Origin of the sequence: Apilactobacillus apisilvae (genome assembly GCF_023380225.1) — a bacterium.
Lineage (GTDB): Bacteria > Bacillota > Bacilli > Lactobacillales > Lactobacillaceae > Apilactobacillus > Apilactobacillus apisilvae.
In genome coordinates, this window is record NZ_CP093362.1 from 892101 (window position 1) to 909665 (window position 17565).

The 17565-nt window shown below is 30.0% G+C and carries 18 protein-coding genes; 6 read left to right on the forward strand and 12 right to left on the reverse strand.

All coding sequences use genetic code 11. The features are described from left to right. Window positions 1-350: 350 nt before the first annotated feature. From apf (MOO46_RS04590) to MOO46_RS04625, 8 genes are all read right to left on the reverse strand, one after another. Window positions 351-932, reverse strand: a complete 582-nt coding sequence (apf, locus tag MOO46_RS04590) for an aggregation-promoting factor (RefSeq protein ID WP_249510523.1) — start codon at window positions 930-932, stop codon at window positions 351-353. A gap of 364 nt (window positions 933-1296) precedes the next feature. Beyond that, on the reverse strand, window positions 1297-1938 hold the full coding sequence (gene apf, locus MOO46_RS04595; protein WP_317619379.1) for an aggregation-promoting factor: 642 nt from the start codon (window positions 1936-1938) through the stop codon (window positions 1297-1299). Between the two features lie 268 nt (window positions 1939-2206). Then, window positions 2207-2830, reverse strand: a complete 624-nt coding sequence (locus tag MOO46_RS04600) for an aggregation-promoting factor C-terminal-like domain-containing protein (protein ID WP_249510524.1) — start codon at window positions 2828-2830, stop codon at window positions 2207-2209. 299 nt (window positions 2831-3129) lie between these two features. Next, a complete protein-coding gene (gene nhaC, locus MOO46_RS04605) occupies window positions 3130-4509 on the reverse strand; it encodes a Na+/H+ antiporter NhaC (RefSeq protein ID WP_249510525.1) in 1380 nt (459 codons plus the stop codon). 402 nt (window positions 4510-4911) lie between these two features. Further along, the gene (gene trxA, locus MOO46_RS04610; RefSeq protein WP_249511704.1) at window positions 4912-5232 is read right to left on the reverse strand and encodes a thioredoxin; all 321 of its coding nucleotides are present in this window, start codon (window positions 5230-5232) and stop codon (window positions 4912-4914) included. 16 nt (window positions 5233-5248) lie between these two features. Then, window positions 5249-5926: a TerC family protein gene (locus MOO46_RS04615; protein WP_249511705.1), complete on the reverse strand. Its 678-nt coding sequence runs from the start codon at window positions 5924-5926 to the stop codon at window positions 5249-5251. Between the two features lie 126 nt (window positions 5927-6052). Further along, complete coding sequence (locus tag MOO46_RS04620; RefSeq protein ID WP_249510526.1) at window positions 6053-6718, reverse strand: glycoside hydrolase family 73 protein; 666 nt, start codon at window positions 6716-6718, stop codon at window positions 6053-6055. Between the two features lie 26 nt (window positions 6719-6744). Further along, a complete protein-coding gene (locus MOO46_RS04625) occupies window positions 6745-7185 on the reverse strand; it encodes a MerR family transcriptional regulator (RefSeq protein WP_249510527.1) in 441 nt (146 codons plus the stop codon). A 213-nt stretch (window positions 7186-7398) separates the two neighbouring features. On the opposite strand from MOO46_RS04625, the gene MOO46_RS04630 reads away from it, so the two are divergent. Continuing rightward, the gene (locus tag MOO46_RS04630) at window positions 7399-7869 is read left to right on the forward strand and encodes a C40 family peptidase (protein WP_396121395.1); all 471 of its coding nucleotides are present in this window, start codon (window positions 7399-7401) and stop codon (window positions 7867-7869) included. Between the two features lie 60 nt (window positions 7870-7929). Here MOO46_RS04630 and MOO46_RS04635 read toward each other — a convergent pair whose 3' ends face one another. After that, window positions 7930-8190, reverse strand: a complete 261-nt coding sequence (locus MOO46_RS04635; RefSeq protein WP_249510528.1) for a hypothetical protein — start codon at window positions 8188-8190, stop codon at window positions 7930-7932. Between the two features lie 206 nt (window positions 8191-8396). Here MOO46_RS04635 and MOO46_RS04640 point away from each other — a divergent pair, with 206 nt between their 5' ends. Continuing rightward, window positions 8397-10517: an LTA synthase family protein gene (locus tag MOO46_RS04640; RefSeq protein WP_396121420.1), complete on the forward strand. Its 2121-nt coding sequence runs from the start codon at window positions 8397-8399 to the stop codon at window positions 10515-10517. A 109-nt stretch (window positions 10518-10626) separates the two neighbouring features. Further along, window positions 10627-11394 carry an ion channel gene (locus MOO46_RS04645; protein ID WP_249510530.1) on the forward strand — a complete coding sequence of 256 codons (768 nt, stop codon included), beginning with the start codon at window positions 10627-10629 and terminating at the stop codon, window positions 11392-11394. Here the strand turns inward: MOO46_RS04645 and MOO46_RS04650 are convergent. Further along, a complete protein-coding gene (locus tag MOO46_RS04650; RefSeq protein ID WP_249510531.1) occupies window positions 11391-12383 on the reverse strand; it encodes an NAD(P)/FAD-dependent oxidoreductase in 993 nt (330 codons plus the stop codon). The genes MOO46_RS04645 and MOO46_RS04650 overlap by 4 nt on opposite strands. Window positions 12384-12464: 81 nt before the next feature. Between MOO46_RS04650 and MOO46_RS04655 the strand changes: the two genes are divergently transcribed. Next, complete coding sequence (locus MOO46_RS04655) at window positions 12465-13256, forward strand: alpha/beta hydrolase (RefSeq protein WP_249510532.1); 792 nt, start codon at window positions 12465-12467, stop codon at window positions 13254-13256. 191 nt (window positions 13257-13447) lie between these two features. Next, window positions 13448-14410, forward strand: coding sequence for a nucleoside hydrolase (locus MOO46_RS04660; protein WP_249510533.1), 963 nt, complete (start codon window positions 13448-13450; stop codon window positions 14408-14410). A 36-nt stretch (window positions 14411-14446) separates the two neighbouring features. On the opposite strand, the gene MOO46_RS04665 is transcribed toward MOO46_RS04660, so the two are convergent. Continuing rightward, window positions 14447-15250, reverse strand: coding sequence for a Cof-type HAD-IIB family hydrolase (locus MOO46_RS04665; RefSeq protein WP_249510534.1), 804 nt, complete (start codon window positions 15248-15250; stop codon window positions 14447-14449). 85 nt (window positions 15251-15335) lie between these two features. After that, window positions 15336-15734: a transcriptional regulator Spx gene (gene spx, locus MOO46_RS04670; RefSeq protein WP_249510535.1), complete on the reverse strand. Its 399-nt coding sequence runs from the start codon at window positions 15732-15734 to the stop codon at window positions 15336-15338. Window positions 15735-15964: 230 nt separating this feature from the next. Between spx and MOO46_RS04675 the strand changes: the two genes are divergently transcribed. Then, the gene (locus tag MOO46_RS04675; RefSeq protein ID WP_249510536.1) at window positions 15965-17521 is read left to right on the forward strand and encodes a bifunctional metallophosphatase/5'-nucleotidase; all 1557 of its coding nucleotides are present in this window, start codon (window positions 15965-15967) and stop codon (window positions 17519-17521) included. Window positions 17522-17565: the final 44 nt, after the last annotated feature.

The window sequence follows — 17565 nt, forward strand, 5'->3', positions numbered from 1 at the left end:
ATATAAAAAAAGTACCCCACTCCATAGAGTAAGGTACTTTGGATGGACTTTGTCCGTATGTAAAATCCAATGTTACCCTCTCTGGAGCAAATTAATTGAAAAAGGTTAAAAAAAAGACTTCCTGAAAATTCAGAAAGTCCCAAGGTTTCTACAGTTTACACTAGCAGAATTATTAACAACCCTTGGTAGACTCTCTGGTCAACAATTAAAAGGTCTTTCGTATTTATTATAAACAATAATAACACAACAAATAATATTTACAAGTTAATAAAAAAAGGTTCATGAAGATAAATCTTCATAAACCTTAAATCAGATGATTTTTATAAAATAGTTAATATTAAAATTTAATTTTAATACCAACCATTTTGTTGCCAGAATGATTGTGCATTAGCCCATGATCCATAACGTGAAGTTACATATTGATTAGCAACTCTTTCTTGGTTGGCTTCAGAGTAGTCACCATTTAGGTAGCTCTTGTCTAATTGGTAACGACCATAGTATTGGCCATTTGAAGCATTATATGAACCACTTGACTCTTTGTTAGCAATCCATTCTTTAGCTGAGTTAGTATCAGTTGATGCAGTTGAACTAGTATCAGCTGTTTGTGTGGTTTGTTGTTGAGGTTGACTTTGTGCTTGTGTTTCTTGTTGGACAGGTTGTGCCTGAGTTGTTTGTTGTTGAGCACTTGTATCTGAAGCATTAGTTGGTAATTGTAATTGTTCACCAACATAGATCATAAAATCAGATGTTTTGTTATTTGCTTGTTCTAATGAAGATAGAGATACGTTGTGTTTTTGAGCTAAGCTCCATAAAGTATCACCAGATTGAACAGTAACTTGTTGTCCATTTGAACTTGAAGTAGTTTGATCAGCGTTAGCAGAACTTGCACCAGCGATAAATAAACCAGCAACAGCAGCTGTTGCAAATAACATTGACTTTACATTTCTTAACTTAATAATAATAATTCACTCCTATAAAATTCTATATCTTGTATTCGATAATTTTCCAAAGTGTTAATCGTTATTGATTAACTGTTTCATATAGTACATGGTAACCATTACACAGACTTATCATGAAAATTAAAATAATTGGCATTTTCGTAATATTGTCTTACTAATGTAATATAAAGAAATTCATTGTTTTACAAACATCGATATAGAAGCATTTTGTATTTTACTGGATTGGATAAATATTATGAATTATGTATGAAAAAAGTTATAAAAAAACTTGATATACAAAAAATGTGCATTGAGAATATCTCAATGCACATTTTCGTTGTTAGAACTAATATAGAAATTAGTACCAACCATTTTGTTGCCAGAATGACTTAGCATTTTCCCATGATCCATAACGTGAGTTCACATATTGATCAGCTACTTTTTCTTGATTTGCTTGAGAGTAGTCACCATTTAAAGAAGCTTTAGATATTTGATATCTACCATAATATTGGCCGTTTGAAGCTTCGTATGAACCTGTAGATTCATGAGATGCAATCCATTCTTTAGCAGAATTATCACTGCTAGAAGTAGTATAATTATTAGTTGATTGATTTTGATTATTGGTTTGTGCAGATTGTGTTTGATTATTGGTTTGTGCAGATTGTGTTTGATTTTGGGGTTGTGATTGCACATTATCACCTAAAACTACTTGTTGTGAATCAGTAGGTAATACTAATTTTTCACCAACATAAATAGTGTTATTTGAAACGTTATTGTTTGCTTGTTCTAAAGAATCTAATGAAACATTGTGTTTTTGAGCTAAACTCCACAATGAGTCCCCAGATTGAACAGTAATTGTATTTGTTGAAGCTACTTGTGTTTGTTGTACATTAGAATTTGAATTTTGGTCCGCATTAGCAGCAGTTCCACCGGCAATAAATAATCCGGCAGCGGCAGCAGTTGCAAATAAAATTGATTTGATATTTTTTGGTTTAATAATAAAATCCTCCTATAAGAAATCTGAAATATATTTTGTTTTCAATTGTCGTTTTCTTAATCTCTATCAATCAACTGCCATCATCGTACAATCTTTTTTTTACATAAATATATCACTAATGTTAAAAAATAAGATTATTTTGTAATAATGTTTTATTAATGTAACTTTATGAAAGATATTTTGACTTCAAAGTTATTAAAATAGGATTTATAAAGTTACAAAGATAAAAAAACTCCTACAAACTTTTAAAGTTTGTAGGAGTTTACTAATTTTAATACCAGTTATTAGCTTCCCAATGTGCTTTGGCATTTACCCATGATCCATATCGATCTGACACATATTGATTAGCAACTCTTTCCTGGTTGTCAGGTGAATAATCACCAGCAAGATAATTGCGATCTAACTGATAACGGCCATAATATTGACCATTTTGTGCAGTATAAGAATCAGTCGACTCATGAAAAGAAATCCAAGCTTTAGCATCAGCATTAGCTTGATTCCAAATTTGTTCCTCAGATTCTTTAGCAACAGTTTGCTGCTTTTGAGTAGATTCTTTTTTAACCTTAACATCGTTATTTTTTGCTTTAGGTTTGGAATCATTTTTATCACCAGAAGCAAGTGGTAATAATAAATGATCCCCTGCCAATAATTGATTGTCATCATATTTATTATTGGTCTTTTCTAACATAGAAATAAAAACATTATATCTATCTGACAGGTTTTCCAGAGTATCGCCAGACTTCACAGTAACTATAGAATTGTCATTAGCTTTAGTATCTATAGAATTACGAAAAATAGAAATTGATCCTAATAAAAGAATCACGATAAAAGAGAAAATAAAATAATAATTAGACTTACCGATAAGAACACTCCTATAAAAAATATATAATAGCAATTATTACTTAAAATTAAGCAACGAGACAATATTCTATCTGGATAACATTACATATAAATATCGATTTAATTACAAACTAAACGTTATAAGAAACATTTGTAATACTTTCGTAATAATTAGTGATTATATATATTCAAAATACTAACATGGCAATGTTTTGTAAATGTCCCAAAATTTGATATTCTATAAAATTTTTATATTAATTATAATTAGTTTCTTTTAATACATTTATGATGTTGCATATAGGCAAAAATGAAACAAAAAAGGATGCTAAAAGCATCCTTAATTTTTAAAATATATTATTTTTTCAAATGTTTAATCCCAATTCCTGTCACTGCACTTAATATAGAAAAAATTGGCGAAAGAATACTTAGAAATACAAATGGTGCAAAATGACTTGCCGGTACATTTAACGTTGCTGAGATAAATGCTCCAGCAACACCCCAAGGAACTAAGTAGTTAATTACAGTTCCACCATCTTCTAGCGCTCTACTCAATGCAACTGGAGCCAATCCTGCTTTTTTGAAAACGTTTTTGAAAGCATTAGCTGGTAAAATTTCAGATAAAAATTGTTCACCAACAAAAATATTAACTCCGATTGCAGTAAAGATAACTGTGACAATTAATTTAGCATCGGAATTTAATCGTTTAGCTAACGGATTAATAACAGCATCAATAATACCTAAATGCATTAATAATCCACCAAAAGCTAGCGCAATCATAATCAATGAAATAGTTCCCATCATTGAACTGATACCACCACGTGATAATAAAACATCAACGGATTTATTACCAGTTTTAGAAACAAAACCATTTAAAATTAAATCATTTAACTTAATAATGCCAAAATGTGGGTGCTCAATAAATAATAAAATTGATGATGCAATAATATTAATGAATAAAGTCGGAATCGTTGGGATGTGACTCCAAGCACAAATTAGCAGAAGTGCAACTGGTACAACTGCCCAGATAGTAATATTAAAATTAGAATTCAATGTTGCGACAGTCTTGCTAACATTACCTAAACTAGCAGAACCACTACTATGATTTAAAAATACAAAGATTATAAATGATCCAACCATTGCTGGAATTGTTGACCACATTAGGTTTTTGATATGAGCTATTAAGTCAGCACCAGCTACTGCAGATGCTAAATTAACCGTTGCTGATAATGGCGAAGATTTATCGCCAAAAACAGCTCCTGAAATAACTGCACCAGCAATCATTGCTGGATTAATCCCCATTGTAATTCCAATTCCCATAAAAGCAATTCCTAAAGTTGAAATAACAGTAAAAGCACTCCCAATCGCAGTTCCTACCAATGCACAAACCAAAAATATTGATGGTAAGAACCAATTAACATTAATCAAATGAAAACCAAATACCATTAAACTGGGAATAACTCCTGATGCAATCCACACAGCAATTAAACTACCAATTAATATAAATATAAATAAAGGTACAATTCCATTTTTAACCCCAACTATAAAGCCTTCATCAATATCATCCCATTGAAATCCTCTAAATTTAGCCCAAAAGACTAGCAATAAGATACCAACTAAAATTGGTACTTCAGGTGAAATGCCTAATCCAATTACACCAAATGACATCATACAAATCATTATTAATAAGACTATAATTCCTTCTAATAAACTTACTTTTGGTTTTTTATTTTCCATAATATAAACGCTCCCTAATTTTTTAATAGCATATGTAATTAATTAACGTTTAGATATCGAGGCTTACCCCCACAATTATTTTTTGTCATAAAATCGCTTCTTTCCATAAAAAAAGTCCCTGTTGTTTAAAACAACAGGGACGAATTAATTTTTATTTTACCGTGGTACCACCCAAATTAAGAATCTTAAAAAAGATTCTTCACTCTAGCTAGAAAATAACGGTTCTAGTTCCGTTCTGGGTAGACACTATCCAATGTATTTCATCAAAATTAACCTGATCGACTCGCAGCAACCGTCGACTTCCTGACTCACAGTTAATTTGTTACTTAGTTTTGGAATATTCGTTTTTCTTGTATTAGGTTAAAATAAGATTATCACTTTAATTTTGAAAAGTCAATTAAATTAAACTTCGTCCAATTTGCGATTTAAGTAGTGGGCCATTTTTTCGCTAGAATATAATCCGGTTACTTTTTCAACAGCCTTCCCATTTTTAAATAAGACAATACTTGGTAGTCCCATTACTTTGTAACTTTCAGCAATATCTTCATTTCCATCAACATTTATTTGACCAAAATGAATATCTTCTGAAAATTGCTCTTCCATTTTGTTCATAACTGGTTCCATCATTTTACATGGGTTACACCAAGGTGCCCAAAAATCGATAACCGTTATTTTATTATCAGTTTCGGCTGATAAATTATTTCTAGTAATCTTAACTGAAATAATAGTTCCTCCCTAATTACTTTTTTCGACGTACAAAGTGAATAATAATTGTTATAGCAAATGTAGCTAAAACAATTAATCCAAATTGTAATGGTGGTATTTCAATATCAATTGCTGGAATTGACAATACTAATTTCAATGCGATTACTGCAATTAAGAAATAAGCCATTGATTTCAATTCTGGAATTTTCTTCATAACTAACATGATAACTTCAGCAATTCCACGCATACATAAAATTCCAATTAATCCACCAATTAAAACAACTACTGGATTAGATGAAATAGCAAGAGCAGCTAAAACGGAATCGACAGAGAAAACAATATCCATAAATTCAATTTGTGCCACTGTCATCCAAAATTGTTTTCTACTACCAGGCTTAGCTTTATTAGCCAAATTTTTCTTAGGCTTTTCGCGACCAAAGAAGTGTTTATATGCTAAATAAAACAGATACAATCCACCAATGATTTTAATTTCCCACAGATGAATAAGGAACGTTCCTAGCCCAATTATTAGAAATCTAAACACATAAGAACCCCAAATACCATAGAATAAAGATTCTTCTTGTTCTTTTTTGTTTGGTAGTACTTGTGTTTGCGCCGCTAAAACAACAGCATTATCAACAGATAATAAACATTCAATCAATACCAAAGATAGGATAACAATCCAAGCATCTTCAGAAGTTATAACATTCATCCAATTATTTCCATCGAAAAATGGACCATATAATTTATTTAATATAGATAACAACTAAGGTCTCCTTTTAAATTTATTTTTGTACTACACATTATATATTAAAATCAACAAAAAGGATAAATAATATTAACCATTTACTGCTTTATCGTCGTATTTTTCTAAGTTATATTGACGAATCAGATTAATTAAGGACTTAGAATAGTTAGGATCAGTTGCATAACCATTTTCCTGTAACATCTTAGCTTGTTCAACGTAACTTGAAACATTCTTTTTCTTAATAAAGTTTAAAGCAATTACTCGATCATGATTTTCAATTGCTTCCAAAATACTTGGATACTTTCTAAAAGTAGCCGGAACAGAAACTTTTTTCTGATCACCTTCACGGACAATTTTAGCGCCCTTTGGCGTTTGAGTGTCATTACTTACATATTCATCAGTATAATAACGAATTGATTGCCCTTTATAATGGCCTTTAATCCCAAAAATATTATTAGCTTTCTTATAAAGTGCAGAAGTTCCCCAATTAGATTCTTGAATTGCTTGAGCTACAACAATACTTGGAAGTACTTGATGGTTCTTTTTATAAACTTTGATTGATGGTTCAGCAATACTAACAGCAAATTTGTGTTTAGCTTCTGCTTCTTTCTTTTGCGTCTCAGCAATTTGGTTCTGATTATTTTGCAACTGTTGATTTTGCTCCATATTAATATGCACAGATTTAGCTAATTTAAATCCCAAAAAACCAATCACTAAAATTATGATGATTCCAATCATCCATTTAAACTTCTTCATTTTTATAAATTCTCCCTAGGGGTTGCTTATTTTTTAATAACTTTATAACTAACTGAATCCTCATTATCTATAAAACCATATAAGATTGAAGTCTGTTCTTTATCAAAATATCCTAAATTAATGGCTGGTCTATCATTTACATTTTCTATTCCTTGAAAAGAATTAGTCATAAAGTTTCTCAGTAATTTCATATTTTTTAAATTTTGTTTTGCAAATTCATGTGATTTAGCAAGCGTGAATCCTTGATTTAAATAATATTTCATTAAATTAATACACATAAAGTTTTTCATATCAAAGACACGTGATTCACCACATTTATTTCGCATAGATTGAATGTAGCCTTTTTGTTCCCAATATCTTAATTGTCTAGTTGATACATTTAGCATTTTACTAACTTCACCAATTCTAAAAATAAGATTATCTAAGTTTAAGGCCTTAGGAAAAATCATTTTTGCTCCATTATTCATTGTATTTTCCTTTCATTCATCTACAAATAATTATAAAACTAAATATTAATTTAGCATAGTTTTTATTTTCTTTCATTAATTTAACCAAATAAAATTGTAAATTGAACAAAAAACAACGATTTAATCGGAATGAAACCGCTTTGTCATACTTTTGCAACATTCTTCTACTATCATATGAAGTATAAATTAAATCGTAGGAGGACATTTTTAGAGATGAAAAAATATTTTACAAAACTAGCGTTTACATTAGTTGCATTTACTTCACTATTATTTATGGGATCAGCAATGAACAATAATGCCCATGCTGATTCTAATAATGACTTTCAACAAGTTTATTCAGTAGCAAAATCAAAATTAGGTAGTCCATACATATACGGAGCTACTGGATCAAATGCATTTGATTGTTCAGGCTTCACAAGTTACGTTTATAAAAATTCTTTAGGTATTAAATTACCAAGAACTGCGCAAGCTCAATATAATGCTTCCAATAAAGTGTCACGTAATAACTTACAAAAAGGTGATTTAGTATTTATTGGTGGTTCTACAGCAAGCATCTATCACGTTGGAATGTACGTTGGTAATGGAAAAATGATTGATGCTCAAAACCGTGGTGTAGTTAGCGAAAACATCAATGCTCCTTGGTGGAATGTCGTTGGTTACGGTCACGTTGATACAAACGATTAAAATCTCTAAAAATGTCAAAAAAAGTGCTCTCTAATCAAAAAATTAGGGAGCACTTTTTTATTAACTTAACTTTTTATTATAATATTTAGACGCTATTTTATGATATCTTAATTGATCTAAGGTACGATAAATTATCATTCTTAGTTCATGTATCTTAATTATTTTATATGATGATAATTGAACTAAAATTAACCGTTCAGTTCGATAAACAATTTCTTGATTATCTGTTAATGACAACAAATCATCATGTAACATATTCGGAAGAAACGTGATTATTTTACCACTATTCAATTTAATATCTAAAGCCATCTTAGTTTGCATCAATAAATAACCTCCCCAAATATGTACACATATATTTTACAATAAAAAGCAATCTTTTCCAACTACATATAGTGCTTTAATTTAAAAAAGCCTATATGTTGTGTAATAAAATTCTTTAAATAAATAAAAGCATGTTATTTTATGATTTGTCTGTTAATATTAGAATTATTATGAATTATATAAAAGGAGTTATAAAGTTGAGAGCGATTAAATACCTTCGCACAAAATTGAGTACTCGAATAGGATTTTTTAGTCTACTAGTATTTCTCTTTTGGCTAAAAACTATATACGCATATTTTTATGATTTTCAATTAGGAATAAATAGCCCATTTGAATATATTGTAGCTTTAATAAATCCGGTTGCAACAACATTATTTATGTTCGGAATTGCAATGTACATTAAACCCAGCCGATTATTCTACCCTATAATATTAATTTTAGATATATTAAATACTGTATTATTGTATTTAAACGTTATCTACTTTCGTGAATTCACTGATTTTATGACCATAAGTACCATGACTGGTTATTCAAAAGTTAATCAAGGACTCAGTGGTTCATCACTAGCTTTAACAATGCCCCACGATATTTTCTTTTGGACTGATATTGTAATTGTTTTATTATTATTATTATTTAGATTTATTAGAATAGATAAAAATAATTTTGGATTTAAAAAGTCTTTTACAATAACTTCAATAGCAGTTTTATTATTCACTATTAATTTATCATTAGGTGAAATGGATCGACCACAGTTACTAACTAGAACTTTTGATCGAACTTACATAGTAAAATACTTAGGAATTGATTCTTTCACTATGTATGATGCAATTAAGCAACAACACAATAACGATTTAAGAGCAATGGCTACTAAGTCAGAAATGAATGACGTATTAAAATATACTCGTAAACATTATGCAGAACCAAATAAAAAAATGTTTGGTATCGCTAAACATCGTAATGTGATTGTTATTCATTTGGAGAGTTTCCAACAATTTCTGATTAATAAAAAAGTAAATGGTAAAGAGGTTACACCATTTTTAAACAGTCTTTATAAGAATAAATCAACATATTCATTTGACAACTTTTTCCATCAAGTTGGACAAGGTAAGACTTCAGATGCAGAGAATATGCTAGAAACTAGTACATTTGGACTACCACAGGGGTCATTATTTACCCAATTTGGTAGTGATAATGTCTTCCAAGCAGCCCCTGCTATTCTAAAACAACAGGGAAACTATAATAGCGCTGTTTTTCATGGTAACGTTGCCAGTTTCTGGAATCGTAATAGTGTTTATAAAAATATGGGATATCAATATTTCTTTGATTCTAGTTATTATGATACTTCTGGTGATAAGTCTTTAGGATATGGCTTAAAAGATAAACTATTATTTAAAGATTCAATTAAGTATTTGCAAAGATTGCAACAGCCTTTTTATGCAAAATATATCACTGTAACTAATCATTTTCCTTATACTTTAGATGCTGAAGACTCTAACTTTAAAACCACTAATACTGGTGATAGTAATGTAGATAATTATTTCAAGACCGCCCATTATTTAGATCAATCAGTTAAAGAGTTTTATAATTATTTGAATAAAACTGGTCTACTTAAAAAATCAATAATCATGTTATACGGTGATCATTATGGAATTTCTAATTCTGAAAACCCTAACTTAGCAAAAGCAATCGGCAAAAATCCAGACAATTGGAATGATTTTGATAACGCTCAACTACAAAGAGTTCCATTAATGTTTAACATTCCTGGTAATAAAGGTGGCTATATCGATCATACTTATGGTGGTGAAATCGATGTTCTACCTACTTTACTACATTTATTAGGAATTAATACTAATCAATATGTTCAGTTTGGAACCGACCTATTTTCAAACGACCATGATACTGTTGTTGCATTTAGAAATCGCGATTGGGTAAGTACCAAATACACTTCAATCGGTGGAACTATCTACAACAATAAAAATGGTAAAGTTATTAACCCTAGCCCTAGCAAACGTCGCGTATTTAATAAAATGCAAGCACGAGTTAATACTGAACTGTCCTTTTCAGACGAATTAAATGAACAAAACTTACTTCGTTTCTATAATCCAAGTGGTTTTACACCTGTTAATCCCAAAGATTATAGTTATACTAATGGCTTACAAAAAGAAAAAGGAAAAGAAACTGAATTAGGTAATAAGTCAAATAGTCTTTGGAGTAAAAACAAAGGAACCTCAACAGAAAATCTATATAAAACCGATGCACCTGAACTAATGCATCAAAATACTGGTTCTTCTAAATTAAACAAATCAAAACAAAATTTAGATAATTAAATTGTAAAAGGCGAGCATTTATAAAATTGTTCGCCTTTTATTTTTAAAATTATTATTTTTATTCTAAAATAAGAGAAACAATTTATATTAATAAGTGAGCGTTTAAATTATGAAAAGATTTCAAAACAAAAAGATTGAATTAATATACAGTATTTTTATTATTTTAGTAGCACTATTATCAGTGGCTTTAGTATTTCTAGATTACTTTCACTTTATAAACATTTATCATGGGATTTTATTCAAAATTTATTATGGAATTTGGGTATTTTATATTCTAGACTATATCAGTGGATTTTTTATGGCAAAAAATAAAAAGCAATTCTTACTAGAAACTGCCCTAGATTTAGTTTCATTAATTCCTGCTCATCCTGTCTTTGTAATTTTTCGATTATATAGAGTTATTAGGATAATTCGTCACTATAATATTTTCTGGAAATTTGGCTGGGATGGTAAAATAACTAGCGGATTACACAGATTTATATATGACACTGGATTTATATATTTATTTTCCGTCAGTATTGTTATTTTAATTTTAAGTGCATTAATTTTTTCATATTTTGAGCATTATAATTTATCAACATCCCTTTGGTGGGCAATAACAACTGCTACCACTGTTGGTTATGGAGATATTGCACCTCAAACTGCTGGCGGAAGATGTATTGCCGTCTTTCTAATGTTTGGTGGGGTTGGCTTTATTGGTTTATTAACATCAACCATTACTGATTTTTTTACTCATGATAGTAGCAATGCTACCGATGATAAAATTGATCAATTAAGTCAACAAATTCAACAACTAACTAATCAAGTTGATAATTTACAAAAAAATTTAAATAAAAAAAATACTCCTCAAAAGAGGAGTATTAAAAAACATCATTAATTTGATAATTGAGTACTGTGAATAGGTGTATGATTATCTGGATACAAATCATTCATAATTGCATTTACCGTAATTGGCACTTCACCAAAACCAGTTGCAATAATTGTTTGCTTACCATCATATTTGGCTTGATCACCAACAGCATAAACATTGTGGATGTTAGATTCTAAAAGTGGGTTAACTTTGGTAGCATGATGATCTTCTTCTAAATCAATGTTCCAGTTATCCATATCCTTATTGTTAGAAATAAATCCATAGTTAACTAAAATTTTATCAACATTAATTTCCTTAAAATCATCATCGGTTTTCATCTTTTTAGCAACAACTGTCACTTGATCATGTTCAGCTGCTTTTAGTTCTTTAATTAAATATGGTGTAATTAATTCTACTGAAGACTTCTTCAATAGATCAACCATATGTTCTAAACCACGAAATTCATTACGACGATGTAGCAAATAAACTTTTTTAGCAGTTTTTTCCAACATTAGTGCTTGATCGATTGCTGAATCACCACCACCGGCGACTAAAACAGTTTTATCTTTAAATTGATCTAGATTTTTAGCAGTATAAACCAGTTGGTTTCCTTCAAATTGATCAGCACCATCTGACATTAACTTACGTGGATTAAAAGCACCATTCCCAACTGCAATAATAATTGCTTTTGATTTACTAGTACCCTTATTAGTAGTAATGTTAAAAACATTATCAGACTTAACAATATTAGTAACCGTTTCATTGAGATTAATATCACCATTCATGGTGTCTAATTGTTGTTGTAAATTATCAACTAAATTACGACCTTTGATTGCTGCTTGGCCAGGAATATCTAGCAATGTCTTTTCTGGATATAAGGCATTTACTTGTCCACCTAATTCGGATAAACTTTCAATAATTTGAAAGTTGGCATCTCTTAATCCAGCATATAATCCAGCAAACATTCCAACCGGACCACCACCGATGATTGTGATATCATAAATTGAATCTGTCATTTTATATTAACTCCTTTTATTTTGGTGTTATTTAATATATTATGTACCATATAGTCATACTTTAGCAAAGGAAGAGCAATTATGCACAGCAAAAAAAGAAAAATTATCATCGGAATTGTTTTGTTTTTGGAAGCAATTGCGTTCGTAACATCAACACTTTGGGTCTTTAGAGGGCGTGTTTTAAACGACGTAAAGGTTGAAAAAAGCAGAACAGCAACTATATTCATCCCTGGATTCGGTGGTAATGCCGTTTCAACTGATGATTTTATTAATCAATTTAATGATCATGGAATCGCTAAGCGAGCTCTACGTATTTACATCTCTAAAGATGGCAAAGTTTCAACTATGAAACAATATGTAAAGAAAATTAAGCGCAATAATCCATTAGTCCAATTAATTTTCCAAGATAATACTCATCCTGAAAAACAAGCGGATCAAATGGTTAACGTTATGTCATACTTAAAGAATAAATACGATATTAAATCGGTTAACTTCCTTGGTCATTCATCTGGTGGAACTATTGCGTATGAGTATATGGTTAAGCATCCACATCAAAAAAATGCCCCCGAAGCCAATAAGTTTGTAAGTATCGCCAATGATTATAATCCTCACGACAAACGAGTAAAGAATTTACCACGTACCCTCCATGTGTTAAACATTGCCGGAGAAATCTATAACGTTGGTACCGATGGTGAAGAAGCTGTGAACATTGTTAAACCAATGGGCAAATTGGTTAAACCGTATGTAAAGAGTTACCAGTTCTATCTATATCAAGCTGGTCCACTTTCAGCGGAACACTCGATGTTACATGAAAATCCTAGTTTAGACAAAATAATTGCCGAATTTTTATTTAATAAACATTCAAAATTATAATTCATGAATCCTAAAGCAGAAATGCTTTAGGATTTTTTAATTGTTCGGATTTTTAGTCTATTATTAAATAAATTCAACTGAAATGGTTTATTTTTTAAGATTTAAGCAATATAATGATTATATAAATGAAAAATGTTCATGAAAATAACTATTTTCATGAGGGGTAAAAAAACTTGGGAGGGTTTTTCATTATGGCAAAGAAAAAATTAATTCTTGATTTAGATACTGGTGTTGATGATGCAATGGCAATTGCATATGCAGTTTCTGCACCCAATGCTGATTTAGTTGGTATTGTTAACTCATACGGTAACGTAGTGGTTGAACAAGCAGCTAAAAACTCACTACAAATTTTAGATTTACTAGGCGCTAGTGATGTGCCTGTTTACGAAGGAGAAAGTCATTCACAAACTAGTGATCATTTTGATGTAATGCCAGTTTCTGCTCATATTCATGGTAAAAATGGAATTGGTGAGGTTGTATTACCAGAAAGTGATCGCTCAATCGAAAAAGAATCAGGTGTTGATTTTATGATTGATGCTGCTCATGAATATGGTAAGGATTTAACAATTATTCCAACTGGTCCATTAACAAATTTAGCTAAAGCATTACGCAAAGATCCTGAAATTAGCGATCTAATTGGTAATGTTACTTTAATGGGTGGTGCTTTAACCGTTCCTGGTAATGTCTCAGATGCTGCTGAAGCTAATATCAATCAAGATGCAGAAGCTGCAAATGAAGTATTCACTAATAAAGTTCCAGTTACAATGGTTGGTTTAGATGTTACTTTACGTACCCTATTAACTAAAAAAGAAACTCAACAATGGCGTGACTTAGGTACTACTGCTGGTGAAAAATTCGCTGATATCGTAGATTACTATATTGGAATCTACGATGAAATGTATCCTGAACTAGGTGGTTGTTCACTTCACGATCCATTAGCAGTTGGAGTTGCTTGTGATCCTACTTTTGTTCAAACATTGAGTCTTGATATGATTGTTCATCATGGTGAAGACAATTATGGACGTACGACTGGTGATACAGCTCATCTAGATGATCCTAAACCATCTGATAAAGCAGCTATCCAAGTTGACGATGAACGTTACTTAAAAACTTTCATGGAATATTTAACTAACTTATTTAAAAACAATAAATAGAGAATAAAAAGTCGTGCTAAATTAGCACGACTTTTTTTACAAATCAAAATACTTTCTTAAATATACTGCCACTCCATCTTCATCATGATCTAATGTAACATCATTGCCAATTGATTTGATGTCATCTTTAGCATTATCCATTACTACTCCCAAATGAGCATTTTTTAACATTCCAATATCATTTTCAGCATCACCAAAAGCCATTAAATTAGAAAAGTTCAAATCAAAGTGATTTAGCAAATGTTCTAAGCCCACTGATTTATCCATGCCCTTTTTAATAAATTCCATAATTTTAGGTTGAGAACGTACAATATGATAGTTATTTTTAACTTGGTCTGGCATATTATGAATTGCCCAATCTAATTTATTGGCTTGTTCTGACATAATAGCTTTACTATATTCTTGATTAGGTAAATCATTAAAACTAATATCTTCAAACTGTAAATTAGCATTTAATACTTCTTTATAAGTTGATTTTACTAAATCAGTTAATTCATAAACTTGTGTAAAATCTAATATATCTAATGGTAAATTATTCTGTTCAGCAAATTCATGAACTAAATTAAAGTCTTTTAGTTTCAAACCATCTTTGAATAAAATATCTTTATCATAATTTCTAATTACCATTGCACCATTAAATGTAATTGTATAATCATCTTCAGTAACCGACCCTAACTGTTTAACATATGGCCAAACTGCGTTAATTGGACGACCGGTACATAAAACAACTTTGATTCCTTTTTTATGTAATTCCTTTAAAGTTTTTTCATTTTGTAAACTAATTTTTTTCTTTGAATTTAGCAATGTATTATCTAAATCTAAAGCAATCATTTTAATCATAAATTGTGCCCCCTTGAATAATTCCATTTTAAACAAAAAAAGCATTAATTCAAAATGAATTAATGCCATATACTCTAAATCAAGCTTAAGCTTCGAGTTGTGATTCTAATTCCTTCAATTCAGTTTCACGAATGGAACGTGGTAAAAAGCGACGAATTTCTTCCTCGTTATAGCCAACTTCTAGACGCTTATTATCAAACACGATTGGGCGTTTGATCAAATCAGGATATTCAACAACTAAATCAACTAATCTTGATAGTGATAAACTATCAAAATCAATGTTTAGTTTCTTAAATATTTTAGAACGAGTTGAAATAATATCTTCACTACCATTTTCAGTTAAACGAAGAATTTGTTTTACTTCGTCAGCATCTAATGGATTGGAATTAATATTTCTTTCCTTAAATGGGATATTATGAGCTTTTAACCAAGCTCTAGCTTTACGACTTGAAGCACTACTTGGTGCAACATAAAGATTCAACATATCTATCACCTCTAAAATCGCTTAATTAACGAAAAAACAAGTATATATATACAGTTTATAAATACTTACTAATAGTAATTATTTATAACCCACTTTTAATACTAACACACTAACTTAATAAATCAATTGCTTATAAAAAATAAAATCGTACACAAAAAATTTACACATAGCTAAAATAAGATTATAATTTTTATTAATATATTATTTTGTTTTTTGGGGGGTAAATTTTAATGCAAATTAATATTTTAGCGACTAGTGATACCCATGGATTTTTATTTCCAACTAACTATGTAAACTTAAAAGATAATAAACCTTTTGGCCTATTAAGATGTGCATCTCTTTTTAAAGAAAAGCGACAACAATTAGATAATTTAATAACCATTGATGATGGTGACTTTTTAGAAGGATCTCCATTAGCTTACTTTATCGCAAAAGTAAAAAAGCAAAATGCTCCTGATCAAATTACTAATACTTTTAATATGATGAATTATGATTTTGGTGTACTTGGAAATCATGAATTTAATTATGGGTTAGATTATCTTCATAATGCAATTAAAAATGCTAATCGACAAATTTTATGTGCAAATATTGTGGATAAAAATGATAATCATCCATTGGGTAATCCATATGCAATTAAAAATATTAATGGTGTTAAAATTGGTTTTTTAGGATTAACTACTCAAGGAACCACTAAATGGGAAAATCCAGAACATTTAAAGGGATTAAAATTTGTTTCAGCGGCTAAGGCAGCTACAAAGTATATCCCTGAGATGAGTAAAAAAACCGATTTAAACATTATTGTATATCATGGTGGAATCGAAAAAGATGAGTTTGGTAATCCGACCGAAGAAATTAATGGAGAAAACGAGACATACGAAATTCTATCAAAAATTAGTGGCATTGATGCTATTGTAACTGGTCATCAGCATCGCAAAATCGCTGGACATTTATTTAATGTTCCCATTATTCAAGTGGGTCATCGTGGTGAATATGTTGGACATATTAGTTTAGACATTGAACAAAAGAATAATAAATACTATGTAAAAAATAGTGATGCTAAAATCATCTCCACTAAAGATTATCCAATCAATAAAGAAATTGAAAAAAAATTATTACCATTACAAAATCAAATCAATCATTGGCTCGATGAACCAATGGCAAAAATCGAGGGTAACATGGAATTTGATAATTCTTTTGAGGTTCGTTTAAAGAAGAATAGTTTTATCCAATTCATTCAAGAAATTCAAATGAAGACTATGGGTGTTGATATTTCGGCCACTGCTTTATTCAATAATGAAGCTCATGGATTTGAAAATCCAATTACAATGCGTAACATCATAACTAATTACGTTTACCCTAATACATTAACTGTTTTAAAAATTACCGGTGCTGATTTAAAAGCCGCCATCGAAACCAGCGCTAAATATTTCACTTCTGAAAATGAAAATATAACAATTAATCATGATTACATATTTCCTAAAGCAAAACATTATAATTATGATATGTATGAAGGGATTGAATACATTATCAATGTTGCTAAACCCGTTGGACAACGTGTTACAAAATTAATGTATCATGGTCAACCAGTAACTGATAATCAAGAATTAAAAATCGCATTAAATATTTATCGAGCAGTTGGTGGCGGTAATTTTACAATGTTTAATGCTAGTAAAATAATCAAAAAAGATAACCGCATGATGAGTCAGTTAATTGCTGATTATTTACGTTTTCACAAAAATATTAAAGCTCACAACAACCATAACTTTAAAGTAATTTATAAACCATAAAAAATAACCTTTAGCTAAAGCTATGATGTGAACCCTTAAATCGA